This window comes from Kitasatospora cineracea, assembly GCF_003751605.1.
In the GTDB taxonomy this organism is placed as follows: Bacteria; Actinomycetota; Actinomycetes; order Streptomycetales; family Streptomycetaceae; genus Kitasatospora; species Kitasatospora cineracea.
On the sequence record NZ_RJVJ01000003.1, the window covers coordinates 450,453 to 471,091 of the forward strand.

The window sequence follows — 20,639 nt, forward strand, 5'->3', positions numbered from 1 at the left end:
AGTGCGCGGTGGTGAACGCGGTGGGCGTGTGGGGCACCGGGCGGTACGTGCCGGTGCGGGTGCGGGGCAACGGGGAGGTGGCGGCCGGGGCCGGGGTGACGCCGGAGTGGATCGCGGAGCGGACGGGGGTGCGGCGGCGGCACGTCGCGGCGGACGGGCAGGCGGCCTCGGACCTCGCCGCCGAGGCGGTGCGCCGGGCGCTGGCCTCGGCCGGGGTGCCGGCGGAGCGGCTCGGCCTGCTGGTGTGCGCGACGTCCACGCCGGACGAGCTGGGCCCGGCCACGGCCTGCCGGGTGCAGGCGCTGGTCGGGGCCGGCAACGCCGTCGCGCTGGACGTGTCGGCGGCCTGCTCGGGCTGGCTGTTCGGGGCGAAGGTCGCGCACGACTGGCTGCGCGAGGCGGACGGGCCGGTGCTCGCCGTGGTGGTCGGGGCGGAGGCGTACTCGAAGTTCCTGGACCCGGCGGACCGGGCCACCGCCGTGCTGTTCGCGGACGGCGCCGCCGCCACCGTGCTGGGCCCGGTGGAACCGCCGGGCGGGCTGGGCGGGTTCCGGCTCGGCACGGACGGGCGGCTCGCCGACCGGGTGCTGATCCCGGCCGGGGGCAGCCGCCGCCCGGCGACCCGGGAGACCCTCGCGGAGGGCGCGCACCGGATCCGGATGGACGGCCGGACGGTGAGCCGGTTCATCCGGGACGCCTTCCCGCGGATGCTGCACGAGACGCTGGAGCGGCACGGCCTGGGCGTCGACGACATCGACCACGTGATCACCCACCAGCCCAACCCGGTCCTGGTGCGCCGGCTCGCCGCCGAGGCGGGCCTCGCCGACCGGATGACCGTGGTCGGCGACCTGGTGGGCAACATCGGCGCCGCCAGCGCCCCGTACGCGCTGGCCACCGCGCACGCCGAGGGCCGGCTGCGGCCCGGCGACCTGATCCTGCTGACCGTCTTCGGGGCCGGCATGACCTGGGGCAGCGCCCTGCTGCGCTGGTCCGCGGCCCCGGGGGGAACCGACCACGAACGGAAGGACGCACTGCCATGAGCAAGAGCACACTGCCGGGGGCGTTCCGGCTGGACGGCGCCCGCGCGCTGGTCACCGGGGCGTCGCGGGGCATCGGCCGGGCCTGCGCGCTGGCGCTGGCCGAGGCCGGGTGCGACCTGGTGCTGAGCGCCCGGACCGGGGCCGCGCTGCGGGAGGCGGCCGAGGAGGCCGAGGGGCACGGGGTGCGGGCCGTGGCGCTGGCCGCGGACCTGGCCGACCCGGGCGCGCCGAGCGCCCTGGTGGAGCGGGCGGCCGCGGCGCTCGGCGGGATCGACGTGCTGCTGCACAACGCCGGGGTGCTGCCCACCGCGGCGGACGGCAGCCCCGTCCTGGTGCCGTTCCAGCACTCCACCCAGCAGGACTGGGAGCACGTGATCGCCGTCAACCTGAACGCGACGGCCGAGATCTGCCGGGCCGCGCACCCGCACCTGGCGGCGTCTGACCGGGCCTCGCTGATCCTGATGTCCTCGGCGTCGGGAGTGATGGGCACCCCGCTGCTGGACGCGTACGCCGCGACCAAGGCCGGGCAGATCTCGCTGGCCCGCAGCCTGGGCGTCGGCTGGGCCCGCGAGGGCATCCGGGTCAACGCGGTCTGTCCCGGCTGGATCACCACCGACATGACCAGCTTCGCGTCCGGCACCGAGCCGTTCTCGCAGTGGCTGATGGCGCACGTCCCGCAGGGCCGCTGGGGCACCCCCGAGGACGTCGCCGGGGCGGTGCTGTTCCTCGCCTCGCCCGCCTCCGCGCTGGTCACCGCGCAGGCCCTGGTGCTGGACGGCGGCCTGAGCACCCCCGACGGCGGACTCGGGGCCATCCCCAAGCCGCCCTCCCCGTTCGCGGCCTGAGGGGGCGTCCGGTGCCCCGCGCAGCCGTCGTCGGGATCGGCTCCTGCCTGCCCGCCCGCAGCGTCGACAACCAGGAGGTGATCACCGAGGGGTGCCTCGACAGCAGCGACGAGTGGATCCGCCGGCGCACCGGCATCCACCGCCGCCGGCGCGCCGCACCCGGCACCGCCACCGGAGACCTGGCCGTGTACGCCGCGGCCGCCGCGATCGAATCCGCCGACGCCGCACCGGACTTCGTGCTGCTCGCCACCACCACCCCCGACCACCCCTGCCCCGCCACCGCACCCGCCGTCGCCCACCGGCTCGGCCTGCCGCGGGTCCCCGCCCTCGACCTGTCCGCGGTCTGCTCCGGCTTCCTGTACGCGCTGGCCACCGCCGACGCGCTGGTCCGCGCCGGGGCCTGCCGCCACCCGCTGGTGATCGGCGCCGACACCTACTCCACCATCGTCGACCCCACCGACCGGGACACCGCCGCCCTGTTCGGCGACGGCGCCGGGGCGGTGCTGCTGGCCGCCGCCGAGGACGGCGCGCCCGGCGCGCTGCACGCCGCCGACCTGGGCAGCGACGGCGGCGGTGCCGCCCTGATCACCATCGACGCGGGCGGCTCCCGCCACCCCGACCGGCAGCGGCAGGATCCGGACGGGCACTGGTTCCGGATGCGCGGCCGCTCCGTCTACGGCCGGGCCGTCCGGCACCTCACCGACTCCGCCGCCCGGGCGCTGGCCGGGGCCGGCTGGAAACCCGCCGACCTCGGCGCGTTCGTCGCCCACCAGGCCAACCAGCGGATCCTCGACTCGGTCGCCGACCGCCTCGGCCTGCCGCCCGCCGTCCGCTTCGGCAACCTGCGCGAACTCGGCAACACCGCCGCCGCGTCCATCCCGCTGGTGCTCGCCGACGACGGCCCGCAACGCGCCCTCGCCCCCGGCACCCCGACCCTGCTCACCGCCTTCGGCGGCGGCCTGACCTGGGCGTCCGTCGCCCTCACCTGGCCCGCCGCCACCCCCGTCCGCCGCACCCTGGACTGACGTCCCACCAGGAGGAGAGACCCCGTGGACCAGGTCACCGAACGCATCGCCGCCGTCCTCACCGGGAAGTTCGACGTCCCCGCCGACCTCATCACCGCCCGGGCCAGCTTCCAGGACCTCGACCTCGACTCGCTGTCCGTCGTCGAGCTGTACGTCACCCTGCAGGAGGAGTGGGGCGTCCCGCTGGACGCCGAAGCCGCCACCGGCGACGTGACGGTCGGTGAACTCGCCGACGAAGTACGCACGTTGCTGGACGGGCGGCGACCCGGAGATGACTGACCGGACCGACCGGGCACGGATCGTCGTCACCGGCACCGGGGCCGTCACCGCCGGGGGCGACGGGATGGCCGCCACCTGGCGCACCCTGTGCGGGGGCCGCGGCACCGCCCGGCACGACCCCGCCCTGGACGGCACCCCGGTACCGATCAGCTGCCGCCCGCCGCACCCCGAGGACGCCCCCGTCCGGCAGGGCTGGCGGCTGGACCGCTCCACCCGCTACCTGCTGACCGCAGCCCAGGAAGCGCTCCGGGAAGCCGGGATCGAGGCGTTCGGCACCCGGCCCCCCGACTGGGACCCGGCCCGGGTCGCCGTGGTGGTCGGCTCGGCCGCCGGCGGCGTGGCCGTCCTGGAGGACGCCCACCGCCGCCTGCTCGAACGCGGCCCCGGTGCGCTCTCCCCGCTCACCCTCACCGGCTACCTGCCCAACCTGTCCGCCGCCGGCCACCTCGCCCTCGCGCTGCGCACCACCGGCCCCGCCCTGCACACCTCCACCGCCTGCGCCTCCGGCGCCAACGCGATCGCGCACGCCGCCCTGCTGCTCGCCACCGGCGCCTGCGACCTCGCCGTGACGGGCGGCACCGACGCGATGGCCACCCCGCTGTGCGCGGCCGCGTTCGCCCGGACCGGCGCGCTGTCCCGGCGCACCGACCGGCCCGCCACCGCCTCCCGGCCCTTCGACCGGGACCGGGACGGCTTCGTGCTCGGCGAGGGCGCGGGCGTCCTGGTGCTGGAACGCGCCGCCGACGCCGCCGCCCGCGGCGCCCCCGCCCTGGCCCACCTCGCCGGCTGGGCCACCACCTCCGACGCCCACCACCCCACCGCCCCCGACCCGGCGGGCCGCGGCCTGCGCGCCGCCGTCGCCCTCGCGCTGCGCGCCGCGGACGCCGCACCCGGCGAGGTCGAGCACGTCAACGCGCACGGCACCGGCACCCCGCGGGGCGACCGGGCCGAGGCCGCCGCCATCCGCGACCTGTTCGCCCGCACCCCGCCCAGCGTCACCTCCGCCAAGGGCGCCCTCGGCCACACCATGGGCGCGGCCGGCGCGATCGAGGCCGCCCTCACCGTCCGCACCCTGCGCACCGGCACCGCCCCGCCCACCGCCAACCACGACGCCCCCGGACCCGACACCGCCGGAATCGACCTGGTCACCGGCCGCCCCCGCGACCACGGCCCCCGGCTGGCGCTCAGCCACTCGCTCGGCTTCGGCGGCCACAACACGGTGCTGGCCCTGCGCCGGACGGACGCGCCCTAGTGTCCGGTCTGCGCCAGGTACCGGGCCAGGCACTCGGTGACCAGGCGGTGGTCCTCCACCTGCGGCAGGCCGGAGACGGTGACCGTGCCGACCATCCCGGTGCCGCGCACCAGCAGCGGGAAGGAGCCGCCGTGCGCGGCGTAGCGCGCCGGGTCGAGGTCGAAGGCCCGGCCCTTGACCCGGTGGCGCTCGCCCACCAGGTAGGATGCCTCGCCGAACCGGCGGACCACGGCCGCCTTGCGGCTGATCCAGTCGTCGTTGTCGGCGCTGGTGCCCGGCAGCGCGACGTGGAAGACCTGCTGCTCGCCGCGCCGGATGTCGACCGTCACCGCGAGGCCGCGCTCCAGGGCCACCGCGACGATCAGCGAGCCGAGCCGCCAGGTGTCCGCCAGGTCGGCCGAGGGGAGCTGCAACTTCCGGTGCTGGCGCTCGAGTTCGGCGATGTCGGGACGGGCGTCGCTGTGGCGGGTGCCGTCGCGGCCGTCGGCGTCCGGGTTCACAGGGCCACCGCCGTGCCGGTGCGGGAGGAGCGCTGCGCCGCATCGAGCACCCGCAGTGCCTGGACGGCGTCCCGCGCCTCGACCGGGACGGGGCCGTCGCCGCGCAGGGCCCGGGCCAGGCCCGCGTAGTAGTCCTGGTAGCGGCCGGGCAGGGTGGCCACCGGCTCGACGGCGTCCCCGGCCCGGAACGAGCCCCGGTGCTCGGGGGCGCACACGCCCCAGTCCGGGTCGGCGGGGGTGCCGCCGCGGCGCAGCGCGTCCTCCTGGCCGTCCAGGCCGTGGGTGACGTACGCGCCCCGGGAGCCCAGGACCCGGAAGCGGGGGCCGAGGTCGCCGGCGGTCGCGCTCATCCACAGGTGCGAGCGGGTGCCGTCGGCGTGGGTGAGGGCGACGAAGCTGTCGTCGTCGGTCGCGGCGCCGGTGCGGCGGGCGTCGAGTTCGGCGTAGACCCGCTCGGCCGGGCCGAACAGGACCAGGGCCTGGTCGACCAGGTGCGCGCCGAGGTCGTAGAGCAGGCCGCCGGCCTCGGCCGGGTCGCCCAGTTCGCGCCAGGCGCCGCTGAGTTCGGGGCGCCAGCGCTCGAAGCGGGACTCGAACCGGTTCACCCGGCCGAGCCGGCCCGAGTCGACCAGCTGCCGGACGGTGCGGAAGTCGCCGTCCCAGCGCCGGTTCTGGAACACGCTGAGCAGCACCCCCCGCTCCCGGGCCAGGGCGGCCAGCCGCTCGCCCTCGGCGGCGGTGGCGGCGAGCGGCTTGTCGACCACCACCGGCAGCCCGGCCTCGACGGCGCGGGTGGCCAGCGGGATGTGGGTGCGGTTGGGGGAGGCGACCACCACCAGGTCCAGGCCGAGTTCGGGCGCCGCGGCCCACAGCGCGTCGGTGTCCGGGAGCAGGGCGGCGCCGGGGTGGTCGGCGGCCGCCCGCGCGCGGCGCTCCGGGTCGGCGGTCACCACGGCCGCGAGGCGCAGGCCCGGCGTGGTGCTGATCAGGGGCGCGTGGAAGACGGCGCCGGCCAGGCCGTAGCCGACGAGTCCCACGTTCAGGGGCGAGGAGTCCATGCCCCAAGTTAAACAACAGCGTGGATTAACTGGCAAGCACCCGTACCATCGACTCCGTGACCAGCGACCCCGCCCCGCACCGCGCCCTCAACCTCGCCCTGCTCCGCGACCGCAACGACGCGGCCGTGCTGCGCGCCGTCCGCGCCGCCGAGGACGGCACCAGCCGGGTCGAACTGGCCGCCCGCACCGGACTGACCGCCCAGGCGATCAGCAAGATCACCGCCCGCCTGCTGGCCGACGGCCTGCTCACCGAGGCCGGCCGCGCACACGTCGCCGGCCGCAGCGGCAAACCCCGCACGCTGCTCCGGCTCGCCCCCCGCTCCCGGCACGCCCTCGGCGCCGAGATCGGCCGCCACGGCCTGCACCTGCTGCAGGTCGACCTCACCGGCACCGTCGTCGCCCAGGACCGGGCGCCGATCGCCCCGGACGCCCAACCCGGCCCAGTCCTCGACCGGCTGGCCGCCATGGTCCGGGAACTCACCGCCCGCACCGGGACGGACGGCCGCGTCCTCGGCCTCGGCCTCGCCTGCCCCGGCCCGCTCGACACCCGCGACGGCGTCCTCCACCAGGTCACCGGCATGCCCCGCTGGCACGGCCTCCACCTGCGCGAAGCCGTGCAGGACCGGACCGGGCTCCCGGTCCTGGTGGAGAAGAACACCACCGCCGGGGTGCTCGGCCGCCCGGGCCCCGACCACCGCGCCTTCGTCTCGCTCGGCGACGGCGCCGGGGCCGGCCTGGTGCTCGGCGGCCGCGTCCAGCGCGGCGCGCGCACCAACGCCGGCGAGTTCGGCCACCAGTGCCTCGACCCGGCCGGCCCGCCCTGCGCCTGCGGCGCCCGCGGCTGCCTGGAGGCCCTGTGCCTCACCGCCCTGCGCGACGGCCGCCCCGACCGGGCCGCCGCCGCCCTCGCCGTCGGCGTCGCCAACCTGGTCCGCCTCCTCGACGTCGAGGAGGTCACCCTCGGCGGCACCGCCCTCCTCGACGACCCCGAACGCTACGAGGCCGCGATCCGCACCGAACTCGCCACCCGCCTGCCCGACCCGGCCTGGCAGCACGTCACCCTCACCCGCGCCGACCCCCTCGCCGTCCCCCGGGGCGCCGCGGCCCTCGCCCTGGCCCGCCTGTTCGGCTGACGGCCCGGCCTCCGGACCCGGACCCCGCGCCGTCCCGCGGAGTGCAGCCGCCCTCGCGTGGTCCGCCTGTTCGGCTGACGGCTGACGGCTGATGGCGGGGGAGGGGGAGGGGGAGGGGCGAGGACGGAGGCGGGGTGCGGCGGCCTCCGGGCGGGGTCAGGCGCCGTAGCGGCGTTTGCGGGTGGCGTAGGTGTGCAGGGCGCGGAGGAAGTCGACCTCGCGGAAGGCGGGCCAGTAGGCGTCGCAGAAGTAGAGCTCCGCGTAGGCGCTCTGCCAGAGCAGGAAGTTGGACATCCGCTGCTCGCCGCTGGTGCGGATGACCAGGTCCGGGTCGGGGCTGCCGGCGGTGTAGAGGTGGCGGGCGATGTGGTCGGAGGTCAGTTCCTCGGCCAGGGCCCGGACCGGGCGGCCGGTGTCGGCGTGGGCGTGCAGCAGGTTCCGGACGGCGTCGACCAGTTCCTGGCGGCCGCCGTAGCCGACCGCGAGGGTGAGGCGGGCGCCGGTGGTGCAGTCGGCGGTGGCTGCTTCCGCGCGGGCCAGGGCGCGGGCCGTCGACTCCGGCAGGGTGTCCGGGTCGCCCGCCACCCGGACCTGCCAGCGGGGGCGCGGTCCGGCCAGGTTGCGGGTCAGCACCTCCTCGATCACCCGCATCAGGAACGCGACCTCCTCGTCGCCGCGCCGCCGCAGGTTCTCCGCCGAGCAGACGAACACCGTCACGTGCCGCACCCCCACCGCCTCGCACCAGCCGAGCACCGCGCTCGCGTGCTGCGCGCCGTAGCGGTGGCCGAGCCGGATGTCGGCGAGGCCGTGCTCGCGGGCCCAGCGGCGGTTGCCGTCCATGATCAGGCCGATGTGCCGGGGCAGTTCGGCCCCGGCCAGGCGGCGGCGCAGCCGGCCGGCCCGCAGGGCTTGCAGGGACCGCAGGGCACGCAGGGCACGCAGGGGCGGGGCGGGCTTCACGGTGGGCAGGGGCTTCACGGCAGGCAAGGTGACGGCCTTTCGGACGACGGGCGGACCGCGTGGTGCACAATGAATAGCACGCGTCGCGTGTCATCGAGAAGCGCGGCCGGACGGGCGAACGGCCGCGGACCGGCCGAGAGCCGTCGAAGGACCGACGAAGGACCCGCGAAGGACCCCGGAGGAACGGAGCCAGGTGCGCACCAACGACGCCCAGATGCTGGTGCTGTCCGCGCTCGCGGACGGACCGCTGCACGGCTACGCCGTCAACACCGCCGTCGAACGGATGACCGGCGCCCGGCTCGGCCGCGGCAGCCTCTCCGGCGCCCTGGCCCGGCTGCGCGACAAGCAGCTGATCGAGTACCTGCCCGGCGAGGGCCGCCGCCGCCCGGTCCGCCTCACCGACGCGGGCCGCAGCGCCCTCGGCCGGGAGCTGAACGCGCTCGCCGACGTCGCCGGGCAGCTCTTCGAGACCGTCGTCCCCGACCGGATCGCCTACCAGGAGCGCCTCAACGGCACCGACCAGGCCCGCGCCTACCAGCAGGTCCTGCTGGACGCCCTGGACGCCCGCCCCGGGCAGCACCTGCTCGACTGGGGCTGCGGCACCGGCGCAGCGCTGCCCGCGCTGGCCCGCGCCGCCACCGCCCGCGGCCGGGTGCTGGGCATCGACCGGGACCCGCGGATGGCCCTGCGGGCCGCCGACCTGGCCGCCGGGCTGCCGAACACGGCCGTCCTGCGCGCCGACGTCCACCGCCTCCCGCTGGCCCCCGGCAGCGCCGACCGGATCCGCACCGACCGGCTGCTCCAGCACCTCGCCGACCCGGTCGCCGCCCTCGCCGAGGCCCGCCGGGTGCTGCGCCCCGGCGGCCGGCTGGTGGCCGCCGAACCCGACTGGGACACCCTCGCCGTGGACCACCCCGACCCCGCCCCGGCCCGCGCCTTCACCCGGCACCTCACCGAGCGGATCGTCCGCAACCCGCTGATCGGGCGCCGACTGCCGCGGCTGGCCGAGGAGTCGGGGCTCGCCGTGCGGGCCGTCGTCCCCGTCCCGGTGCTCTTCCGCGAGGTCCGGGCCGCCGACCGGGTGCTCGGCCTGCAGCGCAACACCGAACGGGCCGTCGCCGCCGGGTACCTGACCCGGGAACAGGCCGGGGAGTGGCTGGAGCACCTGGCGCGCGGGCCGTTCCTGGCCGCCGTCACGGTGTTCGTGGTCACCGCAGAGAAGCCCGGCCCCGGACCTGTCGGCGGGGTGGGCTAGGGTCCCCGCCATGACCGAGAACGCGCACGTCCGCCCGCTCACCGTCCGGCTGGTGGACGGGGTGATCTGCGCCTACGACCCGGCCGCCCCGGAGCTCGGGGTGCTGGCGCCGGTCGCCCGGTTCCGGCCCCGGGACGGCGACGACGTGTGCGACCGGGCGGTGGCGCGGGACCTGTCGCGGGCGTACTACACCACGCTGGACGCCGCGGTGTGCGTCGCGGCGGACGGCAGCGAGCTGTGGCGCTCGGCCATCGCGGGGGAGCGCACCGAGGAGCTCGGCCACCGGCCGGGCTGCGGGCTCACGGCGGACGGCCGGCAGCTGTGGCTCTACCAGCCCGACGCGATGGCCGGCCGGGCCGGCCACGACCACTGGACGGTGCTGGACGCCGACACCGGCGCGCTCCTGGCGCAGAGCGCGCTGGACACCGTCGGCCACGGCGGCGAGCACTTCACCCACCCCGGCGGCGAGGTGCTGCTCGACGTCGGCGAGGGCCAGGACGGCACGACCGTCTTCCGCGGCACCGCCGCCGACGGCGCCCTCGACCTGCGCCCCTACCCCTGGAGCGACCGCTGCCTGATCGGCCTCTCCCCGGACGGGAAGCACTTCCTGACGGTCGACCATGGCCAGGCCGACCTCGTCGTGCACGCCCACCCCGGCGGCGAGGCCGAGTTCACCCTGACCGTCGACGACTTCGGCTACGACAGCGCGGAGTGGGAGGCCGTGGTCGAGTGGAGCGGCGGCTACCTCGACCCGGACACCCTCGCGGTGGTGCTGTACGGCGAGGACGAGGAGACCGAGCAGGAGTGGTTCCGCAGCTACCGGGTCGACGCGCACACCGGCCGCATCCTCGGCGAGTTCGACTCGCACGCCGCCGACTGCTACGACCTGCGCCCGCTCGGCGACGGCAGCTGGCTGACCACCGACGCCTCCGGCCACCCCGTGCGCCGGACGCTGCACTGACCGGCGGCGGTCAGGAGTTCCACCAGGCCGGGCGGACCCGCAGCGACTCCTCCTTGACGCAGCCCAGCCCGTTGACGATCTCCCGGGCGTGCAGGTCCCAGCCGACCACGCCGTTGCCCTTGCGGTCGAGCTCGATCAGCCGGGACTCCTCGGTGTGCGACCCCGCCGTGACCTCGCAGCGCAGCACGGTGTCCCAGGCCAGCCCGTCCAGCGCGGCGGCGAACGCCGTCAACGGCAGCACCAGCACCGTCAGCAGCAGCGCCGCCCACTGCTCGGCCGCCACCAGCCGCAGCCGCCACGGCGCGAGCGCGGCGGTGTCCGGCCGCCCGGACGGGTGGGTGCGGCGGCCCGCCCGGTACTCCTGGACCACGCCCTGCCGCAGCGCCAGCGCGGCCAGCGCCACCCCCAGCCCCCACCACGGCCCGTAGAACACCCAGCACAGCACGCCCATCGCCAGCGGGTTGACCAGGATCAGCGCCACCGTCCGGGCCAGCGCGCCCGCCGAGCGCCCCCGCGGGACGGCGCCGCGCGCCGCGAACAGCGCGAACACCAGCCGGGAGGTGACCATCGCCACCAGCGAACCCAGCAGCGGACGGGTCGTCACCATGCCGACCAGCACCTCGCCGAGGTTCGGCACGCCCATGGTGGTGACCACCTCGCGGGTGTGCGAACCGCCGCCGACCGTCCAGGCGATCTTCACCAGCGGCACCGCCGCCAGCAGCGCCAGCAGCACCGTGTGCCCCGGCCCGCCCTTGCGGTCCAGCTCGGCGCGCCCGTCCGCCGCACTTCCCTCTGCTGCCACTGCGCCCGCCTCCCGTGGTGGTTCCGCGAGATGCATAGCCGCTCCGGGCGGCGACGATCCGGGGGTTCGCCGGTGCGGGTGACGGCTTGGGCCGGGCGGCCCAGCCGGGCGGGCGGTTCGGGCGGTGGGTGGCTCAGGCGGCGGGTTTGCGGGCCTCGAAGAGGGTGCGGGACATGGTGGAGACGAAGACGCCCTCGCGCTCGATCCGCTCGTGCAGGGCGCGCAAGCGCTCGCGGTAGCGGTCGACCGAGAAGTCCGGCACCGTCCAGACCACCTTGCGCAGGAACCAGACCACCGCGCCGACGTCGGAGAACTCCAGGCGCAGCCGCTCGTTGCGGCACTGCACCACCTCCAGCCCCGCCGCCCGGGCCAGCCCGGCCTCCACCTCGTGCTCGCGGGCGGTGGGCACCGGGAACGGGCCGAGGAAGAACGCGCTCAGCTCGACGTTGGTGCGCCCGCCCACGTGCTGCGCGAAGTAGCTGCCGCCCGGGGCCAGCACCCGGGCGATCTCCGGGAAGTCCACCGCCGCCGGGTGACGGCTCGTCACCAGGTCGAACGCGCCGTCCGCGAACGGCAGCGGCGCGTCGGCCGGGGAGGCCACCAGGACGGCGCCCAGCGGGTGCAGCCGGCGGGTGGCCAGCGCCGCGTTCGGCGGCCAGCCCTCGGTGGCCGCCATGGTGCGCGGGAAGTTCTCCGGCCCCGCCCCCGCGAGCACCTCGCCGCCGCCGGTCTGCAGGTCGAGCGCCGCACCGGCCGCCGCCAGCCGCTCGCCCAGCAGCCGCTGGTACCCCCAGGAGGGGCGCTGCTCGGTGGCCCGGCCGTCGAGCCAGGCGAAACCCCAGCCGTCGACGGGAGCGGCGGCGGCCTCGTCGACCAGGGCGTCGAATGATCGGTCCATGAGGGGCATCCAAGCACGTCAACCCGGTCGGGACGAGGGAATTAACGCCCTGTGGGAACTTCCCGACAGAGTGTCGGCAACGGCTTGACTTAGGTGAGCCTCACCTAAATAATCGAGGGGATTCGATCTCTGGAGGCACTCCCCGATGTCCAGCCCCGACCAGCAGCCCGCCGCCTTCTCCGCCCTGCTCCGCACCGCCAGCGCCGAGGAGCACCAGGCGGCCGAACAGTCCTCCTTCATGGGCGACCTGCTCGGCGGACGGCTCGGCCGCCAGGCCTACACCGACCTCACCGGCCAACTCCGGTACGTCTACCGGGCCCTGGAATCCCGGCTGGACACCCTCGCCGCCCACCCCGTGGCCGGACCGCTGATCGACCGCGCCCTGCTGCGCACCGCCGCCATCGAGCGCGACCTCGACCACCTGGCCGGCCCCGACTGGCGCACCACCCTCGCCCCGCTGCCCGCCACCGAGGCGCTGGTCGCCCGGATCGAGGAACTCGCCGAGACCTGGCCGGCCGGCTACCTCGCCCACCACTACACCCGCTACCTCGGCGACCTGTCCGGCGGCCAGATCATCCGCGGCGTCGCCGAGCGCACCTGGGGCTTCGAACGCAAGGGCGACGGCGTCCGGTTCTACGTCTTCGAGGAGATCGACAACCCCGCCGCGTTCAAGCGCGACTACCGCGCCCGGCTGGACGCCGCGGGCGAGCTGATGGACGAGGTCGAGCGCCGCCGGGTCGCCGAGGAGTGCAAGCGGGCCTTCGTCCTCAACGGCGCGATATTCGGCGAGCTCGGCGGCCGGTACCCGCTGAGCGCCTGAGCACGCCGCGGACGGGCCGCCCTGCCGGGCCCGGTACGGGAACCGTTCCCGTACCGGGCCTCGTCGTCGTCGTGGTGCGTGCCGCTGCCGCGGGGCGCGCCGCGCTACGTGTCGCGGGGCGGGTGACGGGGCGGCCGTCCGCTCGGGCATCATCGTCCGCATGAGCGACACGCACGACGACCAGTTGGCCACCCTCTGGCAGGGCTTCCTCGACCTGCCCTTTCCGCGGAGCTGCTACCGGCGTTCGCCCGCCGGTGAAGACCTGGTGCTGCTGGAGAGCCATCTCGCCGGCTGCGTGTCCGCCGCGTTGACCGGCCCGCTCGACCAACGCCGCAGAGAGGCGCTGCGCACCGGCATAGCGACCGTCGACCGGATCCTGCCCGAACTCGCCGACGACCCGGGGGCCGCCGACTACTTCACCCGCCTGCGCGAACTCGCCGTCCTGGCCTGCGCCCGCTGACCCCGCCGCCCCCGCAGCACGCCCGTCGGGCCCGTACGGAGACTCCGTACGGGCCCGACGCGGTGTCAGCGCCCCTACTCGGCGGCGGTGGTGCCGGAGGAGCGGCGGCGTACCAGGACGGTGGTCGCCCCGCCGACCAGCAGCAGCCCGGCCGCGGTGGCCAGCATCGGCACGGTGCCGGTGCCGCCGCCGGTGAAGGCCAGTTCACCGCCGGAGCTGGTGAGGGTGGCGCCACCGGTCGTGCCGGAGCCGGTGGTGCCCGTGCCGGTGCCGGTACCGGTGCCCGTGCCGGTGGTGGCGCCGGTGGTCGGGGCGGTGGTCGGCAGGGTGGCGTTCCGGTCGAAGGAGAGCACCGCCGTCACCGGGGCCAGCGCCTTGCCCGCCGGGTACTGGCCGAACACCGGCACGCCCTCGGCCGTCAGCTTCGCCGGGACCTGGCGCAGCGTCACCACGCCGTCGACCGGGGCGAGGTCGGCCCCGGAGAGGTCGAGTTCGGCGATCCGGGCCCCGGTCAGCCGCACCGGGGCCCCGCCGGAGAGCGAGTTGGCGACCACGTCGGCCACCAGGTACGCGCCGGAGGCGTCCACCCGGACGCCCGGGTTCGAGAGCGTGGTGTCCAACTGGTAGTGCCCGTCGGCCGCCTGGTGGCCCAGGAAGCGCACCGACCCGGCGAAGCCCGCCGACAGCGCGTGGGTGTCCGTCCGGTAGCTGCCGCTGCCCGCACCGAACCGGAACCCGCCCGCGCCGCCGCCGAACTCCACCTTGCCGCCCGCGATCGGCCCCGTCACGTAGGCCAGGAAGTCCGCCTGCACGCCCCACTCCAGCCGACCGTCCACGATCGCCAGCTCACGACCCGCCGGGGTGGAGGCGGACGCGGACGGAGAGGGGGCGGAAGAGGGCGAGGAGGAGGCGGAGGGGCCGGGGGAGTTCGACGGTTCGGGGGAACCGGACGGTCCGGTGGACGGGGAGGCGGAGACGGACGGCTCGGTGGACGGGGAAGCGGAGGCAGAGGCGGATGCGGACGCCGAGGCCGAGACGGACGGCGACGGGGACGGGGCGGGCGTCTGCTTGAGGACGATCGACAGCGCGTCCAGGGCGGTGCCCTCCGGGTAGAAGCCCGCGAACGCCTTCGCGCCGTCGGCGGTCAGGGTGGCGGGGGTGGCCCCGCCGTTGGTGGTGTCGCGGGCGACGGTGAAGGTGGCCAGCGCGACGTCCTGACGGAGGGTCGGGGCGGTGGCGCCGATGCTCTCCTTCGAGGCGGTGTCGGCGGTGAGGGTGCCGGTGGTGCCCTCGGTGACGATCCGCAGGTCGCTCAGCGCGACGTCCAGCGCGCCGCCGTGGGCGAGGAAGCGGACCCCGCCGTCGAACGCGGCGTTCAGCCGGTGCGTCGTCAGGTCGTAGCCCGCGGAGGCCAGGTTGAAGTGGTACGAGCCGTCCGCGTTGGTGGTCGCCCCGCCGCTCAGCTCGACGCTGCCGCCGCCGGCCGGGCCGGTCACGTAGTTCCGGAAGCTGGCCTTGACGCCCCAGTCCAGCGAGCCGGTGTCGTAGCTGACGGTGGTGGGGGCGCCGGCGCCGAAAGCCGGCGAGGGCAGGCCGAAGGCGGTCAGACCGAGACCTGCGGTCGCGGCGGCCAGTGCGGCCAGCCGGGTGCGGTTGCGGTGACGGGCGGGGGCGTGGGACATGGGTGTGACTCCGGAATTCGGTGGTCGGGAAACGGGGGGAGGGGGCCGCGGTCGGCCTGAGGGGAGGTCAGGAGCGCTTGCGGCGGCGGACGGCGTAGGCGGCTCCGCCGGCCGCGGCGGCCAGGGCCAGGGCCAGGACGGTCAGCAGGACGGCGGTGCCGGAGGAAGCGGAGGCGGAGGCGGCCGCGGCGGGCGTGCCGGCGAGGGGGGTGGCGGAGGGGGTCGGGGCGGGCGTCGGGGTGGCGCCGAGGTCGGGGAGCGGGGGGACGGTGGCGGTGGGGGTGAGCGGGAGGTTGACGGTGAGCGGGTCCATCGCGGTGCCCGCCGGGTAGAGGTTGCCGAAGGCGCCCGCACCGGCGGGGGTGAGGGTGAGCGGGAGGTCGGTGGCGGTGAGCAGGTCGTTCTCGGTCTTCAGGGCGCCCGCGTCGAAGGTGGCGATCTCGGTGGCGGTGGTGGTGCGGGTGGTGCCGTCGGGGGTGCGGCCGGAGACGTCGACGGTGAGGCGGCCCTCGGCGCCGGTGGCGGTGAGGTGCGGGTTGGCGAGGGTGAGGTCGAGGCGGTCGGCGTCGCCCTCGCGCAGGCCGGTGAAGCGGACGGTGCCGGTGAAGGCCGCGTCGAGGGTGCCGGTGGCCGGGTCCCAGCTGCCGCGGGCGGGCGTCCAGCGGAAGAAGGCCCCGCCGTCGGCCGCTCCGTCGCCGAGCTGCCAACCGCCCTGGGCGACGGAGCCGGTGACGTAGTCGCGGAAGGTGCGCCGGACGCCCCAGTCGAACGCGCCCCGGTCGAGGACGGTGGCGGCCGGGGCCGAGGCGGTCGGAGCCCCGGTGGTCGGGGCCACGGTCGGGGCGGGTGCGGCGGAGGACGGGGCGGGCGTCGAAGCGGGCGCGGCGGCCGGGGACTTGAGGGTGACGGAGAAGGTGAGCGGGTCGAGCGCGGTGCCCGCGGTGTAGAAGCCGCCGAAGGCGTCGGCCCCGGCGGAGGTCAGTGTCGCGGGGACGTTGCTCAGGGTCAGGGTGCCGGCGGCGTTCCTGAGCGAGACACCGGCCAGGGAGAGGTCGGCGATCCGGGCCTGGGCGGCGCTGGAGGTCCGGCCGGTCTGCCGGGACTTGGAGCTGACGTCCGCGTACAGGGCGGCGCTGCCGTCGGCGCCGGCCTTGACGGTGAGCCGGGAGAGGGCGAGGTCGAGTGCGTTGCCGCCGTTCTCGGGGTGGCCGGTGAAGCGGACGCCGCCCTGGAAGGCGGCGGAGAGCGCGCCGGTGGCCGGGTCGTAGCTGCCGGCCGCGGAGTGGAAGCGGAACACCGAGCCGCCGACGGTGGCCGTACCGCCTGTGAGGGCCCACTTGCCGTTCGCCACCGGGCCGGTGAGGTAGGTGAGGAAGGACTGCTTGACGCCCCAGTCGAGCCGGCCTCCGGAGACCGCCGGGTCGGCCGCGGCGGCCCGGCCGGGGAGCCAGGCCAGGGCCAGCAGCAGGGCGAGCGGCAGCACCAGGGTGGCGCGCAGCCGTCCGGCCGGGCGGCGGGGTGGTACGGGGGGCCGTCCGGGGACGGGCATGGCGGATCACTCCTCGGCGGAGGGGAAGTGGGCAGGTGGCAGGGGATGCGGAGGACAGGACCCCCTTGCCGAACTGAGGTAAGGCTAACCTAATATATGAGTCAAGTGTTCCGCCCACGACCCCCCCGGGTCGGCCTCGACGGGACGTCAACGCACCGAGAAAGGCCCGAGGTTGACCCGCACCCTCCGCGACCGGACCAGAACCGCCCCCGCCGTCCTGCTCGCCGTCCTCGGACTCCTGCTCGGCGCCTCCGCCTGCGCCACCGGCCGGGCCGCCACCGCCACCGACCCGAAGGCCCCGGCCGCTGCCACCGCCGACCCGGACCGGATCGAGGCGCTGCCCGACACCCCCGCCCCCCGACTGCCCGTCACCGTCCCCTCCGCCGACGGCCGCCAGGTCACCGTCACCAGCGCCGAGCGGATCATCCCGCTCAACGGCAGCCTCGCCGAACTGGTCTTCAGCCTCGGCCTCGGCGACCGCGCGGTCGCCCGGGACGTCTCCACCACCTTCGAACAGGCGGCGAAGCTCCCCGTCATCACCCAGGCCCACGAGGTCTCCGCCGAGGGCGTGCTCTCGCTGCGCCCCACCGTGGTCCTCGCCGACCGCAGCACCGGCCCCGCCGAGGCCGTCGAACAGATCCGGGCCGCCGGCGTCCCGCTGATCGTCCTGGACGACGCCAAGCAGCTGTCGGACATCGGCCCCCGGATCGACGCCGTCGCCGCCGCCCTCGGCGTCCCCGGGGCCGGCGCGCAGCTCAAGGAGCGGACGCAGCGCCGGATCGCCGAGGTGCGGGCGCAGCTCCCGGCCGCCGGGGCCGCCCGCCCCAAGGTGGCGTTCCTGTACCTGCGCGGCAGCGCCTCGGTCTTCCTGCTCGGCGGCCCCGACTCCGGCGCGCCCTCGCTGATCGAGGCCGTCGGCGGCGAGGACGCGGGCACCGCCGCCCGCCTCACCGGCGACTTCACCCCGCTCACCAGCGAGGCCCTGGTCAAGGCCGCCCCCGACGCGATCCTGGTGATGAGCAAGGGCCTGCAGTCGGTCGGCGGCGTCGACGGCATGCTCAAGCTCCCCGGCGTCGCCCAGACCCCCGCCGGACTCGACCGCCGGATCATCTCGATCGACGACGGCCGCCTGCTCTCCTACGGCCCGCGCACCCCCCAGGTGCTGCGCGAGATCGCCGACCAACTGCACCGGGACGCCAAGTGACCACCACCGCACCACAACTCGCCGCCGAACCCCTGGAACGCAAGCCGCCCCGCGACAAGCGTCCGCTGCTGCTGGCCGGACTCTGCGCCGCCCTGCTCGCCGCCGCCCTGCTCGCCGCCGGGACGGGCGCCTACGCCATCCCGCTCGGCGACATCCTCGCCTCGCTCGCCCACCGAGCCCACCTCGGCGGCCACGCGCTGGAGCGGGTCCCCGAATCGGTGCTGTGGAACGTCCGGCTGCCCCGGGTCGTGCTCGCCCTGCTGGTCGGCGCCGCGCTCGGCTGCGCCGGGGCGCTGATGCAGGGCGTGTTCGGCAACCCGCTCGCCGAACCCGCCGTGATCGGCGTCTCCTCCGGCGGCGCGGTCGGCGCCGTCGCCTGCATCGTGCTCGGCCTGGACGCCCTCGGCTCGTGGACCGTCACCGCCGCCGCGTTCGCCTCCGGCCTGCTCACCGTCGGCGCCGTCTACGCCATGTCGCGCAGCGGCGGCCGCACCGAGGTGGTCACCCTGCTGCTCACCGGCGTCGCCGTCAACGCCTTCTGCGGCGCCCTGATCGGCCTGCTGCTGTTCACCGCCGACACCGCCGCGATCAGCCAGGTGACGTTCTGGCAGCTCGGCTCGCTCTCCCAGGCCGACTGGACCAAGGTGCTCGCCGTCCTCCCGTTCGCCGCCCTCGGCCTGGCCGTCGCCCCCCGCTACGCCCGCCGCCTCGACCTGCTCGCGCTCGGCGAACGCCCCGCCCGGCACCTGGGCGTGGACGTCGAGCGGATGCGGATCGTGCTGATCACCGTGGTCGCGCTGCTCACCGCCGCCGCCGTCGCGGTCAGCGGCATCATCGGCTTCGTCGGCCTGGTCGTCCCGCACCTGCTGCGGATGCTCGCCGGGCCCGGCCACCGCTTCCTGCTGCCCGCCGCGGCCGTCGGCGGCGCGCTCGTCCTGGTCGCCGGGGACCTCGCCGCCCGCACCCTGGCCACACCCGCCGAACTCCCGCTCGGCGTCCTGACCGCACTCATCGGCAGCCCGTTCTTCTTCTGGCTGCTGCGCCGCACCCGACGCCGCCAGGGAGGCTGGGCATGACCGCACTGCTGGAGGCCGAGGGGATCGGCTTCGCCGCCGGGGGACGGGAGTTGCTGGCGGACGTCGACCTGGCCGTGCACGCCGGGGAGATTCTCGCCCTGCTCGGGCCCAACGGCGCCGGGAAGTCCACCCTGCTGTCCGTGCTGGCCGGCGACCAGCGCCCGGCCCGCGGCGAGGTCCGGATCGACGGCCGCCCGCTGGCCGGGCACAAGCCCGCCGAACTCGCCCGCCGCCGCGCCTTGCTGCCGCAGACCCACGAGGTGTCCTTCCCGTTCCCCGCCGCCGAGGTGGTCCGGATGGGACGCGCCCCCTGGGCCGGCCGCTGCACCCCCGCCGAGGACGAGGCCGCCGTCGCCCGCGCGATGGCCGCCACCGACTGCACCCACCTCGCCGGGCGCCCGTTCACCGCGCTGTCCGGAGGCGAACGGGCCAGGGTCGCCCTGGCCCGGATCCTCGCCCAGGACACCGCGCTGCTGCTGCTCGACGAACCCACCGCCGCGCTCGACCTGCGCCACCAGGAACTCGTGTTGCGGATCGCCCGGGAACGTGCCGACGCCGGACACGGCGTGGTCGTCGTCCTGCACGACCTCACGCTGGCCGCCGCGCACGCCGACCGGATCGCCCTGCTCGACGCCGGACGCACCGTCGCCGTCGGCCCCACCGGCGAGATCCTGGACGCCGACCTGCTCAGCCGGGTCTACCGCCACCCCGTCGAAGTGCTGGCGCACCCGCGCGGGGGCGCGCCGATCGTGCTGCCCGAGCGCCCCCGCGAAGCAGATTGACGGATCGTCGGCCCGGGAAGATCCCCCGATGGTGGGCGACCGATCGGGCGAGATCAGGGCCGGGGAACGGTCCGGGCGGGTGACCCGGGCGAACCGAGCACATGACCGAGCCGGGCACGGGTAACCGCACCAGCAGGAACCGGACCACCCGGACACCCGGAGGCACCACGATGCACCTCACCATGGTTCTGCTGCTCAGCCCCCTCGTCGTCGCCGCGGCCGTCACCGCGACCCGCGCCCCCGCCCGCCGCGGCCGCCACCGCGCCGTCCCGCGCGGCCGCGAGTCCTGACGCCCCGCCAGACCTGACGTCCCGCCAGTCCTGACGCCGTACCGGCCCTGACGTCCCGTCAGGGCCGGTACGGCGTCAGCCCTTCCGGCGATCGACGCTGAAGTGCCCCGCGCCGTGGTGGCCCGGGCCGCCGAGGCTCAGGACCAGCAGGGTGCCGTACCGGGCCCGGGCGTCCGCCGGCCGCGGCGGCCGGCGCGGGACGCTCCAGCGGCGGTGGCTCAGCCGGGCGGTCCCGATGCCGCGGCGCGGCGCCCGCTCCGGCTCGGGCGGCGGGAGCGGCGCCCCCGGCCGGTCCCAGTCGATCCGCAGCCCCGGGGCACCGAACTCCGGTGCGGGCGGCGGGGTGCCGCGCCGTCCCTCCGGCGTCGGCAGCCAGTCCGCGAGGCCCTGCCGCCGCAGCTCGTCCAGGACGTCGGCCACCTCGCCGCGGACGCCGAACCAGGCGACGGCCCGCAGGTCGCAGGTGACGCCGTGGACGGAGGGGGAGCCGAAGTTGACGATCCGGGTGTAGCGGGTGAAGGACTCGGTGAAACGCGTCAGCACGTGCTCCAGCCCGTCCACCGCGCCCACCCGCCCGATTGCGGCCCGCATCTCCCGCTCCGCCGCGTCCCGGCGGGCCCGCACCTCGGGCGAGGCGGCCAGCCGCCGCATCGTCCGCTTCGGGGGGCCGCCGATGTTCGACCCGTGGAGCCACAGCACGACGATCCCCCCGACCAGCCCGAACGCCCGGGCGCACCGGGCCCCCAGCGACTCGCTCCGCGCCACTTC

Annotated in this window: 21 protein-coding genes; 13 read left to right on the forward strand and 8 right to left on the reverse strand. The window is 76.5% G+C overall.

Annotated features, from left to right (window positions below):
• Nucleotides 1-11 precede the first annotated feature (11 nt).
• From EDD39_RS36155 to EDD39_RS36175, 5 genes are read left to right on the forward strand one after another with little or no spacing between them, the layout of a single operon-like run.
• Complete coding sequence (locus tag EDD39_RS36155; protein WP_123564085.1) at nt 12-1,040, forward strand: 3-oxoacyl-ACP synthase III family protein; 1,029 nt, start codon at nt 12-14, stop codon at nt 1,038-1,040.
• Nucleotides 1,037-1,885: an SDR family NAD(P)-dependent oxidoreductase gene (locus EDD39_RS36160; protein WP_123563806.1), complete on the forward strand. Its 849-nt coding sequence runs from the start codon at nt 1,037-1,039 to the stop codon at nt 1,883-1,885. Before EDD39_RS36155 ends, EDD39_RS36160 begins: the two co-directional genes overlap by 4 nt.
• An 11-nt stretch (nt 1,886-1,896) precedes the next feature.
• Entirely contained in the window at nt 1,897-2,910 is a 1,014-nt protein-coding gene (locus EDD39_RS36165; protein WP_123563807.1) for a beta-ketoacyl-ACP synthase 3, read from the forward strand.
• Between the two features lie 24 nt (nt 2,911-2,934).
• Nucleotides 2,935-3,189, forward strand: a complete 255-nt coding sequence (locus EDD39_RS36170; protein WP_123563808.1) for an acyl carrier protein — start codon at nt 2,935-2,937, stop codon at nt 3,187-3,189.
• On the forward strand, nt 3,182-4,441 hold the full coding sequence (locus EDD39_RS36175) for a beta-ketoacyl-[acyl-carrier-protein] synthase family protein (protein ID WP_123563809.1): 1,260 nt from the start codon (nt 3,182-3,184) through the stop codon (nt 4,439-4,441). The genes EDD39_RS36170 and EDD39_RS36175 overlap by 8 nt, the downstream gene beginning before the upstream one ends.
• Here EDD39_RS36175 and EDD39_RS36180 read toward each other — a convergent pair.
• Together EDD39_RS36180 and EDD39_RS36185 are read right to left on the reverse strand one after the other, a co-directional pair.
• Complete coding sequence (locus tag EDD39_RS36180) at nt 4,438-4,941, reverse strand: heme-degrading domain-containing protein (protein ID WP_123563810.1); 504 nt, start codon at nt 4,939-4,941, stop codon at nt 4,438-4,440. The genes EDD39_RS36175 and EDD39_RS36180 overlap by 4 nt on opposite strands.
• On the reverse strand, nt 4,938-5,999 hold the full coding sequence (locus tag EDD39_RS36185) for a Gfo/Idh/MocA family oxidoreductase (RefSeq protein WP_123563811.1): 1,062 nt from the start codon (nt 5,997-5,999) through the stop codon (nt 4,938-4,940). Before EDD39_RS36185 ends, EDD39_RS36180 begins: the two co-directional genes overlap by 4 nt.
• A gap of 56 nt (nt 6,000-6,055) precedes the next feature.
• On the opposite strand from EDD39_RS36185, the gene EDD39_RS36190 reads away from it, so the two are divergent.
• Nucleotides 6,056-7,132, forward strand: coding sequence for an ROK family protein (locus EDD39_RS36190; RefSeq protein WP_244257484.1), 1,077 nt, complete (start codon nt 6,056-6,058; stop codon nt 7,130-7,132).
• Nucleotides 7,133-7,288: 156 nt separating this feature from the next.
• On the opposite strand, the gene uppS is transcribed toward EDD39_RS36190, so the two are convergent.
• Entirely contained in the window at nt 7,289-8,110 is an 822-nt protein-coding gene (gene uppS / locus EDD39_RS36195) for a polyprenyl diphosphate synthase (RefSeq protein ID WP_244257485.1), read from the reverse strand.
• Between the two features lie 175 nt (nt 8,111-8,285).
• On the opposite strand from uppS, the gene EDD39_RS36200 reads away from it, so the two are divergent.
• Nucleotides 8,286-9,347, forward strand: a complete 1,062-nt coding sequence (locus EDD39_RS36200; protein WP_123563813.1) for a methyltransferase domain-containing protein — start codon at nt 8,286-8,288, stop codon at nt 9,345-9,347.
• A 10-nt stretch (nt 9,348-9,357) separates the two neighbouring features.
• Entirely contained in the window at nt 9,358-10,308 is a 951-nt protein-coding gene (locus tag EDD39_RS36205; RefSeq protein WP_123563814.1) for a hypothetical protein, read from the forward strand.
• 10 nt (nt 10,309-10,318) lie between these two features.
• Here the strand turns inward: EDD39_RS36205 and EDD39_RS36210 are convergent, their stop codons facing one another.
• Nucleotides 10,319-11,146 (reverse strand): hypothetical protein, encoded by an 828-nt coding sequence (locus EDD39_RS36210; protein WP_123563815.1) that lies wholly within the window; start codon nt 11,144-11,146, stop codon nt 10,319-10,321.
• A 97-nt stretch (nt 11,147-11,243) separates the two neighbouring features.
• Complete coding sequence (locus tag EDD39_RS36215) at nt 11,244-12,008, reverse strand: methyltransferase domain-containing protein (protein WP_123563816.1); 765 nt, start codon at nt 12,006-12,008, stop codon at nt 11,244-11,246.
• Nucleotides 12,009-12,153: 145 nt separating this feature from the next.
• Between EDD39_RS36215 and EDD39_RS36220 the strand changes: the two genes are divergently transcribed.
• On the forward strand, nt 12,154-12,828 hold the full coding sequence (locus EDD39_RS36220) for a biliverdin-producing heme oxygenase (protein ID WP_123563817.1): 675 nt from the start codon (nt 12,154-12,156) through the stop codon (nt 12,826-12,828).
• A gap of 160 nt (nt 12,829-12,988) precedes the next feature.
• Complete coding sequence (locus tag EDD39_RS36225; protein WP_123563818.1) at nt 12,989-13,288, forward strand: hypothetical protein; 300 nt, start codon at nt 12,989-12,991, stop codon at nt 13,286-13,288.
• A 74-nt stretch (nt 13,289-13,362) separates the two neighbouring features.
• Here the strand turns inward: EDD39_RS36225 and EDD39_RS36230 are convergent, their stop codons facing one another.
• Together EDD39_RS36230 and EDD39_RS36235 are read right to left on the reverse strand one after the other, a co-directional pair.
• Nucleotides 13,363-14,970, reverse strand: coding sequence for an HtaA domain-containing protein (locus tag EDD39_RS36230; protein WP_123563819.1), 1,608 nt, complete (start codon nt 14,968-14,970; stop codon nt 13,363-13,365).
• Between the two features lie 67 nt (nt 14,971-15,037).
• A complete protein-coding gene (locus EDD39_RS36235) occupies nt 15,038-16,519 on the reverse strand; it encodes an HtaA domain-containing protein (protein ID WP_123563820.1) in 1,482 nt (493 codons plus the stop codon).
• Between the two features lie 172 nt (nt 16,520-16,691).
• Between EDD39_RS36235 and EDD39_RS36240 the strand changes: the two genes are divergently transcribed.
• Genes EDD39_RS36240 through EDD39_RS36250 form a run of 3 tightly spaced genes read left to right on the forward strand, consistent with a single transcriptional unit; the run spans nt 16,692 to nt 19,581 of the window.
• Nucleotides 16,692-17,723 (forward strand): heme/hemin ABC transporter substrate-binding protein, encoded by a 1,032-nt coding sequence (locus EDD39_RS36240; RefSeq protein ID WP_123563821.1) that lies wholly within the window; start codon nt 16,692-16,694, stop codon nt 17,721-17,723.
• 32 nt (nt 17,724-17,755) lie between these two features.
• Nucleotides 17,756-18,799, forward strand: a complete 1,044-nt coding sequence (locus EDD39_RS36245; RefSeq protein WP_244257513.1) for a FecCD family ABC transporter permease — start codon at nt 17,756-17,758, stop codon at nt 18,797-18,799.
• Nucleotides 18,796-19,581 carry a heme ABC transporter ATP-binding protein gene (locus EDD39_RS36250; protein WP_123563823.1) on the forward strand — a complete coding sequence of 262 codons (786 nt, stop codon included), beginning with the start codon at nt 18,796-18,798 and terminating at the stop codon, nt 19,579-19,581. The genes EDD39_RS36245 and EDD39_RS36250 overlap by 4 nt, the downstream gene beginning before the upstream one ends.
• 365 nt (nt 19,582-19,946) lie before the next feature.
• Here the strand turns inward: EDD39_RS36250 and EDD39_RS36255 are convergent, their stop codons facing one another.
• On the reverse strand, nt 19,947-20,636 hold the full coding sequence (locus tag EDD39_RS36255; protein ID WP_123563824.1) for a hypothetical protein: 690 nt from the start codon (nt 20,634-20,636) through the stop codon (nt 19,947-19,949).
• Nucleotides 20,637-20,639 lie beyond the last annotated feature (3 nt).